Annotated in this window: 12 protein-coding genes and 1 riboswitch; of the genes, 3 read left to right on the plus strand and 9 right to left on the minus strand. The window is 45.7% G+C overall.

Annotated elements, in window-relative coordinates; translation table 11 throughout:
• Together R7O13_RS23245 and btuB are read right to left on the minus strand one after the other, a co-directional pair.
• The coding region (locus tag R7O13_RS23245) for an ATPase (RefSeq protein ID WP_318304769.1) at positions 1 to 602 on the minus strand (602 nt) is incomplete at its 3' end.
• Positions 603 to 661: 59 nt separating this feature from the next.
• Complete coding sequence (gene btuB, locus R7O13_RS23250; protein WP_318304770.1) at positions 662 to 2,497, minus strand: TonB-dependent vitamin B12 receptor; 1,836 nt, start codon at positions 2,495 to 2,497, stop codon at positions 662 to 664.
• Positions 2,498 to 2,552: 55 nt separating this feature from the next.
• A riboswitch (cobalamin riboswitch) is annotated at positions 2,553 to 2,753 on the minus strand.
• A 184-nt stretch (positions 2,754 to 2,937) separates the two neighbouring features.
• Between btuB and trmA the strand changes: the two genes are divergently transcribed.
• Positions 2,938 to 4,047, plus strand: coding sequence for a tRNA (uridine(54)-C5)-methyltransferase TrmA (gene trmA, locus R7O13_RS23255; RefSeq protein WP_025768174.1), 1,110 nt, complete (start codon positions 2,938 to 2,940; stop codon positions 4,045 to 4,047).
• A 63-nt stretch (positions 4,048 to 4,110) separates the two neighbouring features.
• Here the strand turns inward: trmA and R7O13_RS23260 are convergent, their stop codons facing one another.
• Both R7O13_RS23260 and fabR read right to left on the minus strand, forming a co-directional pair.
• Positions 4,111 to 4,476, minus strand: a complete 366-nt coding sequence (locus R7O13_RS23260) for a YijD family membrane protein (protein ID WP_005378634.1) — start codon at positions 4,474 to 4,476, stop codon at positions 4,111 to 4,113.
• The gene (fabR, locus tag R7O13_RS23265) at positions 4,476 to 5,117 is read right to left on the minus strand and encodes an HTH-type transcriptional repressor FabR (protein ID WP_005378632.1); all 642 of its coding nucleotides are present in this window, start codon (positions 5,115 to 5,117) and stop codon (positions 4,476 to 4,478) included. The genes R7O13_RS23260 and fabR overlap by 1 nt, the downstream gene beginning before the upstream one ends.
• A gap of 263 nt (positions 5,118 to 5,380) precedes the next feature.
• On the opposite strand from fabR, the gene sthA reads away from it, so the two are divergent.
• Positions 5,381 to 6,811: a Si-specific NAD(P)(+) transhydrogenase gene (sthA, locus tag R7O13_RS23270; protein ID WP_005389689.1), complete on the plus strand. Its 1,431-nt coding sequence runs from the start codon at positions 5,381 to 5,383 to the stop codon at positions 6,809 to 6,811.
• A 63-nt stretch (positions 6,812 to 6,874) separates the two neighbouring features.
• On the opposite strand, the gene dinF is transcribed toward sthA, so the two are convergent.
• From dinF to lexA, 3 genes are all read right to left on the minus strand, one after another.
• Positions 6,875 to 8,218 (minus strand): MATE family efflux transporter DinF, encoded by a 1,344-nt coding sequence (gene dinF, locus R7O13_RS23275; RefSeq protein WP_318304771.1) that lies wholly within the window; start codon positions 8,216 to 8,218, stop codon positions 6,875 to 6,877.
• Between the two features lie 55 nt (positions 8,219 to 8,273).
• Positions 8,274 to 9,068, minus strand: a complete 795-nt coding sequence (locus R7O13_RS23280) for a class I SAM-dependent methyltransferase (protein WP_025768172.1) — start codon at positions 9,066 to 9,068, stop codon at positions 8,274 to 8,276.
• 184 nt (positions 9,069 to 9,252) lie between these two features.
• Positions 9,253 to 9,873, minus strand: coding sequence for a transcriptional repressor LexA (lexA, locus tag R7O13_RS23285; protein ID WP_005378682.1), 621 nt, complete (start codon positions 9,871 to 9,873; stop codon positions 9,253 to 9,255).
• 368 nt (positions 9,874 to 10,241) lie between these two features.
• Between lexA and plsB the strand changes: the two genes are divergently transcribed.
• Positions 10,242 to 12,668 (plus strand): glycerol-3-phosphate 1-O-acyltransferase PlsB, encoded by a 2,427-nt coding sequence (plsB, locus tag R7O13_RS23290; RefSeq protein ID WP_005389683.1) that lies wholly within the window; start codon positions 10,242 to 10,244, stop codon positions 12,666 to 12,668.
• A gap of 64 nt (positions 12,669 to 12,732) precedes the next feature.
• Here plsB and ubiA read toward each other — a convergent pair whose 3' ends face one another.
• Together ubiA and R7O13_RS23300 are read right to left on the minus strand one after the other, a co-directional pair.
• Positions 12,733 to 13,587 carry a 4-hydroxybenzoate octaprenyltransferase gene (ubiA, locus tag R7O13_RS23295; RefSeq protein ID WP_005378684.1) on the minus strand — a complete coding sequence of 285 codons (855 nt, stop codon included), beginning with the start codon at positions 13,585 to 13,587 and terminating at the stop codon, positions 12,733 to 12,735.
• Positions 13,588 to 14,127: a chorismate lyase gene (locus R7O13_RS23300; RefSeq protein ID WP_005378686.1), complete on the minus strand. Its 540-nt coding sequence runs from the start codon at positions 14,125 to 14,127 to the stop codon at positions 13,588 to 13,590.
• Positions 14,128 to 14,329: the final 202 nt, after the last annotated feature.

Below are 14,329 nucleotides of genomic sequence, written 5' to 3' on the forward strand. Positions count from 1 at the left end.
TCTATATGTCCTTGAAATGATGGGGTTGATGTCACCAATGTGTGGAACTCACCATTTTCTCCACATGGATCAATATGACGTGGTAATGACTCGATTAATACTTGGTCATACCAACGACCACACCATTCTGGAGAGAGAACACTTCCGTCTATGGTGATCAACATAGCTTGAATACCACGCTCTATGACTTCCATCGCTAAGCTCAAACTATTCTCCCCTAAGAGAGGAAAGACACATTCCCATCCTGCTGGCTCAATGTAGCTACGACGATAATCGGCAATACCATTGCAGAACATATCGCCAAAAGCGACAGCTTCTACGTTCAGCCCACTACTTTGTAATGCATTAACGATGGTTGATTGATAAATGTCGTTACTCGGAAAGACTTCAGGCAGTTCGATAGTAATGAGCGGAAGCGCAAGTAAGTCTGCTTGCATTTGTACAACCTCAAGCGGAGTTGCTTGAAAAGGGACTTCTTTCCCTACGTAAGTCGTGTACAAACCGACAACTTGATAATTTGGATTCTCGTTAAGGCGCTCAAGCGTTAATGTCGAATCTTTACCGCTGGACCAACTGATCACCACTCGCTTGGGTTTCTTCATTCGATTTTCCACCACAAAATATTAAAAACCGCCCGAAGGCGGTTTGTGCTCATTCACGATTAGAATCCGTAGCCAACGTTGAGATAGTACGCTCGCTCTGCAGCAGGGTAACCTTTTGCCATCTCATACTCTTCATCAAGTAGATTATCGATACGAGCGCTAATAGAGGTCGACTCATTCGGATAGTAAGTCACCGCCGTATCAACCAACGAGTAAGAAGAAAGCGTAATATCTTGTGAAGGCCAAGTGCTGTAATCCACATCTGGACGCTTACCGACGTACTGATAGCTAACCGACCAATCCACTTTATCGAAGCTCACTAAAGCATTCCACTTATACATTTCTTTAGCGCGGCGCTGCAACTGATGCTCTTTATCGTCTTCAGCATCTTTGTAATCTGCACTCAACTGGTGCTGCACAATCCCTGTATCAAACTCAGCAACAAGCTCCACACCTTGGATATGTGTTTCACCATCGACATTCAAATATTTGTATGTGGTTGGATGGTAATCGATAAGATTCGTGATTTTATAGTCATAACCCGTTACGGACCAAAAAACGCCTTGGACATCACCGCTGAATGCTAACTCCCAAGCATCTGACTCTTCCGGCTTCAGATCTTTCTCACCGTATGTTGGGTCATACTGTTGATATAGGTTTGGAGCCTTAAACGCAGTACCAAAAGAGGCTTTAACCCCAAACTCTGGTACAAACTGGTAACCAGCCGCTAAACTGTAAGTGAACTCACTACCGTATTCTTCGTTATCATCAAGGCGAGCACTGCCCTCGAGCATTGCTTTATCAATACTGGTGGTTGCCATACCAAACAGAGCGCCATTGGTACGATCAAACGTTTTATTCGCACTCTTGTCTTTATAAGACTCGTTGCGCCAATCAATACCACCAGCCAACGTCGTATTGTTGTTTAGCAAGTAACTGTTGGTCCACTGGACATTTTGCTGCTCAAGTTCATCTTCAGTACCTGAGTGTTTGCCTTTTGCTTGCTCATAGTTCCAAGACTTCTGTTTCTGTGCCGTTACTTGTAGTTCTGACATCACATTATCAGACTGATACTTACCGCCCAGAGTGACAGAAAGAGCGTCTTTTTCTGCTTCGTAGTAACCGCGACTGCCGTAGCTGCTGTCATATTGATAAACATTTTCGTAAGCACGTAGGTTACCAAATGCAGACCACTGGTCATTGAAGTTATGCACGTAACCTAGCAGACCATTCTTTGTATCAAAGCCATGGCGATCACCGTCATTAACTCCCGGTACAGGACGAACGTTATAACCATCATCACTTTCACTACCAAGCGCGATATTTAGCTGGCCGCTCTCTGTGACTTTAATACCAGATGCCACACTCAATTCTTGATAATCTAAACTACCTAAACCCGCACTTAACTTCGTTCCTTCTTCGTCAGCACGCGCAATGGTGATGATATTGATCACGCCACCAATCGCTTCTGAGCCATAAAGTGACGCACGCGCACCACGTACGTACTCAATACGTTGAACGTAAGTAAGTGGGATTTGGTTAAAGTCCACAGCGCCCTTCGCTGCTCGTGCAAAACGTACGCCATCAACCAGTACTAAAACTTGGTCGGAACTGGTTCCACGAACAAATAAAGACGCTAACTGACCACGACCACCATTTTGTGAAACTTGAATCCCCGTAAGGCGACGCAATACATCTGGTAGGGTTTTCGCTTGAATGCGATCGATGTCTTGTCGAGTAACTACTTCGACATCTGCCAACGTACGGCTTTCGGCTTGCTCAAAACGGTTTGCAGTAACAACGATGGTTTCGTCAGTGGAGGTTTCTTGGGCCTGTAGATAAGAGACAGGTGAAAGCAGCGATGCCAAAGTTATCGCCAGTGCGGATTTTCTCATTGTATTGTCCTAAATCGCGTAATTCCTTCCGAGCCCTGTCATCATGACAGTCCAGTGCTGTGGCTCAGTTGTTGGCAGGTATTCGGACTCAAGAGCACGGGTGTACCGCCTACTTGCTCGACTTCCCACATAAACTAATGCAGTGTCTGATGAGCGTTCGTTCTCTTTTACCGCTGCGCGTCAGTTCTGGATTCACACCAGATTCCCATTTCAGCCATCTAGATTGCTAGATAGCACCAACTTGAGGCAAATATTATTCAGCTATTGATTATTTGTCCAGCCAATATTGCCCTTAAAAGTTGTAACGTTTTGATTGATTTTGCTTTCTACTCTGCCTGTACGCACTATCTTTAAATCAATTCCAGTACAAAACTGGACATCCTATTGAGATTGAATAAAATCTGCGCTCTTAAATTGAATGCACCATAAAAGGTAAGATCATGGCTACTCTTGATGTAAACCCACAACGCTACCAAGAACAACTGGCTGAAAAAGTCGAACGTCTCACGGATATGTTCGCGCCATACAACATGCCAGAACTGGAAGTGTTTGAATCACCAGAGCAGCACTACCGCATGCGTGCTGAGTTCCGTGTTTGGCATGAAGGCGAAGATCTTTACTACATCATGTTCAACCAAGAAACTCGTGAGAAGTACCGTGTTGACCAATTCCCTGCAGCAAGCCGTCTGATCAACGACCTGATGCCGCTATTGGTTGAAGCGATGAAAGACAACGACTCACTACGTCGTAAACTGTTCCAAGTGGATTTCCTATCGACGCTAAGTGGTGAGATTCTGGTTTCACTCCTTTACCATCGCCAACTTGATGAAGAGTGGATTGAAAACGCGAAAGCCCTTAAACAGCGTTTAAATGATGAAGGCTTCAATCTAAACATCATTGGTCGTGCTCGTAAGATGAAGATTGTCCTAGACCGCGACTACGTGATCGAGAAGCTCGATGTAAATGGTCAAAGCTACATCTACCAACAAGTAGAGAACAGCTTCACTCAGCCGAACGGCAAAGTCGCAGAGAAGATGCTGGAATGGGCTGTCGACTGTACCCAAGAAAGCACTGGTGACCTACTAGAACTTTACTGTGGTAACGGTAACTTCTCGCTGGCGTTGGCACAGAATTTCGACCGCGTACTGGCAACTGAGCTAGCGAAGCCATCTGTGGTATCTGCACAGTACAACATCGCTGCCAATAAGATTGATAACGTACAAATCTTACGTCTATCAGCAGAGGAATTTACTCAAGCGATCGAAGGTAAGCGTGAATTCCGTCGTCTACAAGATGCAGGTGTAGATCTGAAGAGCTACAACTGCAATACGATTTTTGTCGACCCACCACGTGCTGGGATGGATGTCGATACTTGTAAAATGGTGCAAGGTTACGAGCGCATCATGTACATCTCTTGTAACCCTGAGACTCTAAAAGAGAACTTGGACACTCTATGCGAAACACACAACGTAACGCGTTTTGCTCTGTTTGACCAATTCCCTTATACCCACCACATGGAAGCGGGCGTGCTATTGGAACGCAAAGCGTAACCCACCGCGTCAAATACAAAAAAAGCGAGCTCAATGGCTCGCTTTTTAATTTGATTCGTTTGCTTATTCCGCAGAAGTCTTCTTGCTGACAAAACCTAGCTTCTTACCAATCCATGCGAGTAAGATCATTGAAACCATGATCGCGAAGAAGTTTGAGCCTGCTTCTGGGTATTGCGCTTTAATAAACGCAGAGTGACCAAACGCACCTACGAAGAAGCACGCCAAGCCAACTAATGGGATATCTTCTGATACCGGATTATTTAGGTACTCTTGGTAAAGAGCTTGTACAGCCAGTACGAGTGCAATCAATGGGAAGATTGAAAAAGACACTTCACTCATGGTCAACCATGACAACAAAGCATCACCACACATACCTGCAACCAGTGCCAAAATCAGCGTTTTCTTTTCAGATTTATTTCCATTCGACATTATTCTATCCCGCCTTTTAATCGGTTACGTTCACGTTCTTTGCGATACCAATAGGCCCCTTTGGCTATCATTCGCAATTGCATGATCAATCGCTCGGCGAGTTCATCGCGCTCACGTCGATCTAAATCTAAAGCTTCAGCTCCCGAACTGAAAACCAAAGTCACAGACGCTTCTGCTTGAGTATACGCCTCTTCTCTGGTCACGCCGGTGCTCATTAAATACTCGGTTAATTCTGCCGCAAAATGCTGGATTTCTCGAGCAACAGCGGTACGAAATTCAGCAGAAGTGCCGGAGCGCTCACGCAACAACAAACGAAAAACGTTCGGACTACTTTCAATGAATTCCATAAAGGTTTCGACCGAGGTACGAATTACGCTACCTTCTTTCACAATACGTTGACGCGCCTGACGCATCAGTTGGCGTAGTAGCAAACCGCCTTCATCAACCATGGTTAAGCCTAGCTCATCCATATCTTTGAAGTGACGGTAAAAAGAAGTCGGTGCAATCCCTGCCTCTCGGGCGACTTCTCGCAAGCTAAGGCTGGAAAAGCTGCGATCCGCACTTAATTGACTAAATGCCGCATCGATCAATGATCGACGTGTCTTCTCTTTTTGCTGTGCGCGGATTCCCATCGATTTCATTCTTAACTTGCTCTTTTTCTGTAGGGTACAAGAGCCTCAATATAACGCAATTTGCTCCTACGGAGAAAGATATGTTGCTTCGCTCGCTCTGAGCGCGGAGAACGTTACTATTGGCATGCATCTAATTGCAATGTTCTCGATGCAATTTATAGACATACAACATACCAAATCATCCTTTTGTTCGATTCTGCGTGATCACTTCCACTCTCTAACAGGCATTACGTGTGCCAATAGAGTAAATGAGTTAAAATCGCGCTAAAGCAATGTTAAGCAAATATAACAAGGAAGGCATCATGGCGCATGTTAATCACTATGACGTGATCGTAATCGGTAGTGGCCCTGGCGGAGAAGGGGCTGCAATGGGATTAACCAAAGCGGGACTGAATGTTGCCATTGTCGAGAAAGAAAGCAGTGTCGGCGGCGGTTGTACTCACTGGGGTACCATTCCATCAAAAGCACTGCGTCATGCCGTTAGCCGCATCATCGAATTTAATAGCAACCCGCTATTTTGTCGAAACAACACCAGCGTTCATGCAACATTTTCTGACATTTTAGGTCATGCTAAATCGGTCATTGATAAGCAAACTCGACTTCGTCAGGGCTTTTATGACCGTAACTCATGCACACTTTTGTTCGGAACCGCGCGATTTATCGATAACTACTCAATTGCAGTGATGCAAAGCGACGGTACAGAAGAAATCTATTCTGCGGATAAGTTTGTCATCGCGACGGGTTCTCGCCCGTATCAGCCTAACGACGTAGATTTCTTGCATGAGCGCATCTACGACAGTGATTCCATTTTGAGCCTGAAACACGACCCTCGCCATATCATCATTTACGGTGCGGGCGTTATCGGTTGTGAATACGCTTCTATCTTCCGCGGCCTTGGAGTGAAAACCGACCTTATCAATACCCGCGACCGCTTGTTGGAGTTTTTGGATAACGAAGTGTCAGATGCGCTGTCTTACCACTTCTGGAACAGCGGTGTGGTAATTCGTAATGATGAGACCTATGAAAAAATCGAAGGCACAGAAGATGGTGTGATTATTCACCTACAATCTGGCAAGAAGATGAAGGCTGACTGCTTGTTGTATGCGAATGGTCGAACAGGTAACACCGATAAGTTGAATTTGGGTGCAGTGGGTCTGGAAGCGGACTCTCGCGGACAACTAAAAGTAAACCGTAACTACCAAACCGATATTGAACACATTTACGCTGTAGGCGATGTCATCGGTTACCCTAGCCTTGCAAGCGCCGCTTATGACCAAGGGCGATTTGTCGCACAAGCCATTACGAAAGGTCAGGCAGAAAACTATCTGATTGATGATATTCCAACGGGTATCTACACCATCCCAGAGATTAGCTCTGTGGGTAAAACCGAGCAAGAGCTAACAGCTGCGAAAGTACCGTATGAAGTAGGACGCTCTTCGTTCAAGCATCTAGCTCGTGCACAGATCGCAGGAAAAGACATCGGTAGCTTGAAGATATTGTTCCATCGTGAAACCAAAGAAATTTTAGGGATTCACTGTTTTGGCGAACGTGCCGCGGAAATTATCCACATCGGTCAAGCCATTATGGAGCAAAAAGGCTCAGCGAATACCATCGAGTATTTCGTCAATACCACCTTCAACTATCCAACAATGGCCGAAGCGTATCGTGTCGCTGCGTTGAATGGTTTGAACCGCTTGTTCTAATCTATGCTTCTTGATAGCAGACAGAAAAACAGCAGGCTTGGACCTGCTGTTTTTATATCAACATTATGTTAGGAAGGTATCCTTGTGCCATTGGTAGAGAAAGATACCCCCTAAACCAATACCCCGCATCAACATAAAGCTCGTCATTGCAAACCACAGCGCGTGATTTTCCCACTCGGCGAACAAGTAAAAGACAACAAAGAAACTGCTGGTCGCGACAAACATACTATTGCGCAAGTCTTTGCCTTTGGTTGCACCGACAAAAATGCCATCCAATAGAAAGCACCACATCGACGCAAGTGGCATCACCACCAGCCAAGGTAGATACACCGCTGCTTGCTGTTGTACCGTCTCAATTGAAGTGATCATGGCGATCAACTGCGATCCCACCAAACCAAAGAGCGCGGTCAGTCCTAAGCAAATAACCAAACTCCAAAAGAAAGTGCCGACAAGCGATGCACTCAATTGTTGCCTATCTTTGGCACCAATCGCCTTCCCGACCATGGCCTCCATTGCGTAAGCAAAGCCATCCATGCCATACGAGATAATCATCAGGAAGCTCATCAGAACCGCATTTGCAGCGACAACCTCATCACCAAAGCTCGCACCTTGGAACGTCATAAAGCTAAAAGCCGCTTGCAGACACAAAGAGCGCAAGAAAATATCGCGATTCAATTTCACGAAGCGCCCTAAACCGTGTTGAGTGCTGGCTAGCAACTTTTGAGGTGATGGTAATTGTCTCTCTCGCCAGGTTTTCCAGACACACATGAGACCAAAACCCATGCCTGAGTAGTCAGCAATCACTGATGCCAGCGCAGCGCCTTCTACTTTCCACCCCAAACCAATCACAAACAACAAATCGAGGGCAATATTAGTCACGTTGGTGATGATCACCATCCACATTGGTGCTTTGGAATTTTGCGTTCCGAGCAGCCACCCCAACAACACAAAGTTCATTAGCGCTGCGGGGGCACTCCACACACGGATAGAGAAATATTGCATGCCGTAGTGTTTTACCTCTGCGCTGGCGTCACTCCAGCCAAAGATCAAATCAGCAATCGGGTTATGGGCAATAAGGAAGACTAACGCAAACAGCAGCGCCATAAGTGAGCCTTGCATAAACACCAAGGCAAGTTGCTTTCGGTCTTCACCGCCAAAGGACTGCGCCGCCAACCCAGTAGTCGACATACGCAAAAAACCAAGCAGCCAAAACGTCACGCTGATCATGGTGCTGCCCAACGCAACACCACCCAAATACCAAGCGTGGTCTAGATGACCAATCACCGCAGCATCGACCAAACCGAGCAATGGGACAGTAATATTCGACAGCACCATAGGTATCGCTAAAGCTAAGACTTGGCGATGAACTTTTGGGTTAGATAAAGGAGAGAAGATTGAATTTGTCACAGGCACCTCATCAGTAAGATCGACGAGTGTACCTGAGCGCTTAACGACTAGCCAATTACCACTTGATGTGAACGAGGACTGGCGTGAGGCGATGCTTCAACATTGGAATCTTATTAAGCCAACGCTGCCAAGCTTTCCAACGAGAACAGAATCTATCGAATGGCGAGAAAGCTTTCGCCCATTGTGCCCATGGTAACCATTGCAATATCTGTGCTGCAGGCGCTTCAAAGCCATGAGCATAACGATCAGAGCCAAGCTTTTTCCCCCACTTGGTTTCCGTTAAATCTCCTGCCAGCACCATACACAGTTCAGCAGAAACAAAATGTCGACCTAAGGTTTGAATAAATTTCGCGACTTGACGCTCTGTGCAATCGAGCAGTGCCATTTCACATAAAATGAGTACCGGTGCTTGCTCTGGAATAGCTAACGTCTCTAGCCACGACATTTCATCCACACTGCCACAGCGATGTTCATAGCGTTCATTTTTGTGGAACAAGCGCTGACGCCATACCAAATTTTCCGTCACATCCAGCTCTATCCAATGGCAGCGTCCATTATCCAAACGATAAAAGCGGGTATCCAACCCCGCTCCGACATTGATTATCCAAGCATCGGGATACTGCTGTAAGAAGTGACTAACCTGCTGGTCACAAAGCTGAGTCAGCGTCACGTGCAGCAATTGCTTCTGCGCAATATCACCACTCAAACAATCCGGCGCCATCTTACAGCTCAAACACGCTTTAGCAGCTATCGGATCGTACACCAAGCCATTGTCGACCATGCTTTCACGGCTACGCAATAACAGTGGCTTTAATAAATGGTTAGGAACTTGATGTTTAGACTGAGACATGGGCATTTCCTGCGCCAGAGAGAAAACATAGACATTAATAAAGATGATAATGAATATCAATTACATTATCAAGCTTATAAATTGGTCTAAACAAACAAGGTCAAGATGATGAGCAAGCTTTTGGAGGAAGTAGAAAAAGAGAAAAGACAAAGCAGCCCAGATGAACTGGGCTGCTTAAACACACTTACATCCAATCGGTATTGCGAATAATACCAACGGCTAAGCCTTCAATCGTAAGGTGCTGAGACGTTAAGTCCACTTGGATTGGGGCAAACTCTTCATTCTCAGCATGCAGTAATATGGTTGAACCTTTGCGCTCCAAACGCTTCACAGTCACATCATCATCAACACGCGCAACGACAACTTGACCGTCTCTCACGTCTTGGGTTTTATGCACCGCGAGCAGATCGCCATCCATAATCCCGATGTCTTTCATACTCTCGCCATTTACACGAAGTAAGAAATCCGCTTGCGGTTTGAACATCGCAGGATCGACTTGGTAGTGCGCCTCTACGTGCTCTTGAGCCAGAATTGGCTCACCCGCTGCAACTTGACCAATCAATGGCAAACCCTGCTCATCATTGGCTGCGTCTTCAAGCAGGATACGAATCCCACGAGAAGCGCCTGGAATAATTTCAATTGCTTGCTTACGAGCAAGCGCTTTTAGGTGTTCCTCTGCGGCATTCGCAGAGCGGAAGCCAAGCTCACGCGCAATCTCTGCACGAGTTGGTGGCATTCCGGTGTCATCGATTTTACTTTTAATCAAATCGAAGACTTGTTGTTGGCGTGGCGTTAACGGCTTCATGTCTCACCTGTCTTTTTATACAGTTAACTGTGAGTATATCCAGTAAATGCTCAAATGAAAACCCAATTGGTTGTTTTTTAATTTATTTGTGGAGAGCTTTCAGCTTACCGATTAAGTTCATTCTTTATTCGTTTAAAACACCGACTTTTCAGTTAATCAAGTCAAAGCAATAACTTAGGGGTTCGACTAATTTACAGCCAATAAAATTAAAAGGTTTGACCAGTTTCTGGTATCCTTGCAGCGCTTAAATTTTATCGCCTAGGCTTATTTCTATTGCCGTACTCATCTCTTTTTATAGAGAAGACATGCAAAGCGGAAACTGAAATAAGGTTAGGCCTGTTTGAATACCTATTGAGGCTGTGAACTTTATGTCTTCTGGACAATCATTTTCACGTTCATTACTAAAACTACCTTTATCGGTACTGGTAAAGGGCACCACAATCCCGTCGAACCCGATTGAAGATCTGAACATCGACCTAACTAAACCGATTGTATATGCCCTGCCGTTCCGCTCGAACGTGGATTTGCTGACACTGCAAAAACAAGCCATGAGCCTTGGTCTACCCGACCCGCTCAGCCCGCTGGAAATCAATGGCAAAACGCTGAACCGTTTCGTCTTTATCGCTGCGCGTCCAACTGTGATGAACAACGATAATGATGTCCCAACCGATTCTGTTTCTCTGTTCACTGACTTACTGGAACTGCACAAGCTGGATAGTGAGTTGGATGTTCAAATGATCCCTGCAACCGTGCTTTGGGGTCGTAAGCCAGGTAAAGAAGAGAACCAAAAGCCTTACCTTCAACCGATGAATGGTCCGCAAAAAGCCAAAGCAGTAATGGCGGCGGGACGCGACTGCTTAGTTCGCTTTAGTCCCGTGGTATCTCTGCGTTATATGGCAGACTCTCACGGTACCGACAGCGCAATTGCGCACAAACTGGCTCGCGTGGCGCGTATCCACTTCTCACGCCAGAAACTGGCTGCTTCAGGCCCAAACCTGCCACAACGCCAAGTGTTGTTTGCTCGTTTACTAAAATCTCCAGCTATTGAACTGGCGATTGCTGACGAAGCCAAGATCAAAAACATCTCGATTGATAAGGCACGTAAAGAAGCCCACGACATCATGGATGAAATTGCCGCCGACTTCTCCTACAGTCTAGTGAAAAACGGCGACCGCATCCTGAGTTGGTTATGGACAAAACTATACCAAGGTTTGCACATCAATAACGCCTCGACTGTGCGTCGTTTAGCGCAAGACGGCCACGAAATTGTGTACGTTCCGTGTCACCGTAGTCACATGGACTACCTGCTGTTGTCTTATGTTTTATACCATGAAGGCATGGTGCCTCCGCACATTGCGGCAGGCATTAACTTGAACTTCTTCCCGGCCGGTCCGCTTTTCCGTCGTGGTGGGGCGTTCTTTATTCGTCGTAGTTTTAAAGGCAACAAACTGTACTCAACCATTTTCCGTGAGTATCTAGCTGAGCTGTTTGCCAAAGGCTATTCAGTCGAGTACTTCAGTGAGGGTGGTCGTTCACGTACAGGTCGCTTACTGCAAGCGAAAACGGGTATGCTGGCTATGACCATCCAAGCAATGCTACGTGGTCTAAACCGCCCAGTAACACTAGTGCCGGTCTACATCGGCTACGAGCACGTAATGGAAGTGGGCACTTACGCGAAAGAGCTGCGTGGCAAACGCAAAGAGAAAGAAAACGCAGGGCTTGTACTGCGTACTCTGCGTAAACTGCGTAACTTTGGTTTGGGCTATGTGAACTTCGGTGAGCCAATTCAGCTCAACCAATACTTGAACGAGCATGCTCCTGAGTGGACGAAAGACATCGACAGCATGGGTGGTAACAAACCACAATGGATGAATCCTGTGGTCAACGACCTTGCTAATAAGATGATGACGCACATCAATGATGCGGCGGCAGCAAACGCGTTGACCTTGTGTGCAACCGCACTGCTTGCTTCTCGTCAACGTGCACTTTCTCGTGACTCGCTGATCAATCAGATCGAGTGTTACTTAAAGCTACTCAAAAATAATCCGTACTCAAGCACCTCCACTATCCCTACCGAAAGTGCTGAGGAGTTGGTCGATCATGCAATTTCGCTTGATAAGTTCGTGATTGAAACCGATAGCATGGGTGACATCATTTCGCTGGACCGTAGCCAATCGATCCTGATGACTTACTATCGCAACAACATCATTCACTTGTTCGCTCTGCCGTCATTAATTGCCCAAATGCTCATTCGTCAGCGCAACCTTTCGGTAGCCAAGATTCAAGCGAATGTCGCGCAAATCTACCCATTCTTGAAGAAAGAGCTGTTCTTAAGTTACCAAGAAGACGAGTTAGATGAATTGGTCGTTAAAACACTGCATGAATTTGCCGATCAGAAAATGATTAGTCTGGATGGTGATAAGCTAGAGATCAATCAGTCGAACAACCAGCCTTTGGTTCTGTTAGGTCGCACGATAACTGAAACGCTGCAACGCTACTCTATCGCGATGAACTTGCTTGTTGCTTACCCTGAACTCGGTAAATCGGACCTAGAGCAGAAGAGCCAAGATATTGCTCAGCGCCTAGGGCGTTTGCACGGTATTAATGCGCCAGAATTCTTCGATAAAGGTGTGTTTACCGCGATGTTCAATACGCTCAAACAGCAAAAATACCTCGATAACGATGGTAACTGTGACACGAAGAAAACGCAGCAATTTGCACGACTACTGTTCACTCTGCTTTATCCAGAAGTGAAACTGACGATCGAAGAGAGTATTCACCAACTTCGGTCGTAACCGTTTTACCTTCGTCCAATAAGAAAAAAGGCATCCAATCGGATGCCTTTTTCTATTTCTTCGCTTACCAAAATGCGACCAGTAACCCTATCGCTATCACCATGCCAACATAATTGTTGTTAAGGAAAGCCTTAAAGCACAACTCACGCTCACGGTGACGAATTAAGTGCTGCTGATAAACAAACAACGACGCTGCAATCAAAAGGGTCCAGTAGTAACTTTGTCCCAATTGGTAGAACTGCCCTAACCAAACCAACATCGCGAGTGTAATCAGTTGCAACACACCAATAATAAGCTTGTCATGACGACCAAACAGAATTGCCGTCGATTTAATGCCAATCTTTAGATCATCATCTCGGTCTACCATCGCATATTGAGTGTCGTACGCAATGGTCCACAAAGCGTTAATGAGGAACAAAAACCAAACAATCAATGGTAATTCCCCAGTTTGTGCAGCCCACGCCATTGGAATCGCCCAGCTAAAAGCCAAGCCTAAAAATAGCTGTGGAATATGAGTGTAACGCTTCATAAATGGATAGATGAACGCCAACACAATGCCAGCGAAGGATAGCTGAATCGTCAGCGGGTTCATGGTCAGCACTAACAAAAACGAGCTGATACCCAAAACCAAAAATAATCCAATCGCTTCTTTTGCTGTCACTTTCCCTGATGGCAGTGGACGTTGCTTAGTACGCTTTACATGGCCGTCGACTTTGCGATCTGCAAAATCATTAATCACGCACCCCGCACTACGCATTAGGAAAACACCCAATACAAACACGATGAATACATCCCAACTTGGCATCCCTTGGGCTGAGATAATTAGCGCCCAAATCGTTGGCCACATCAGTAACAGTGAACCAATCGGGCGATCCATGCGCATCAGTTGCCAATATGCTTTGGCTTTTTCTGCGGACATTTACACTGTCTCCTTAGCGTAAACTGGTGAATTAGATAAGAATAACTCGGCGACTAGCATCGGTTTGTGATTCATCCACAACCTTGAGCGTCGTGCTAACAAACGTCCTTCTGGTACGGCTACCCATCCCATTTGCAAAGAGTCCCGCTCAACGTTATCTGCGCTAAACACAGTTAGTCCTAATGGGATATCCCCTTGTTGAGCCAAATCATACTGCTGATCAACTAAGGTTGAACGAGGAATCAATGTCCGCCCAATAACCCAGTTATTATTGTCACCGCACAAAATTACCTCTCTCAGTAAGCAATCTTGTTCGGACAATAACTGGCTTTCGTCCTGTTTTAATGTCGCTGCAGTGACGATCTGATTTTGTAGCAATTCTACCGTTAACGCTTGGCAGTGCTGTTTTAAACGACGTGACAAAGACCCTTGCTCTTCAAGCCAATGCTTGGCAAATTCATTTGGAAATTCGAATTCTTCGGGGTTTTGCCACTCTACTTCCAATAAAGAAGCAAGATAGAGTGATGTTGGCTGATTCATACTAGTATTCAATTGGAGGCTTTATGCGTACAATAAAGCAACAACTTACCGTCCATAGTAATGTATGTAACCGTAAGTTCCGTTATTTGTTATAGACGGCCCATTGTATCAAGACTGAAGCGATTCGAATATCGCGATCCAGAGAAAGAAAAGTTAGAAATATGTACAAACGTTATATAGCCCAAATTATTTTTGCGTTAAC

Source organism: Vibrio sp. Y176, from assembly GCF_033438945.1.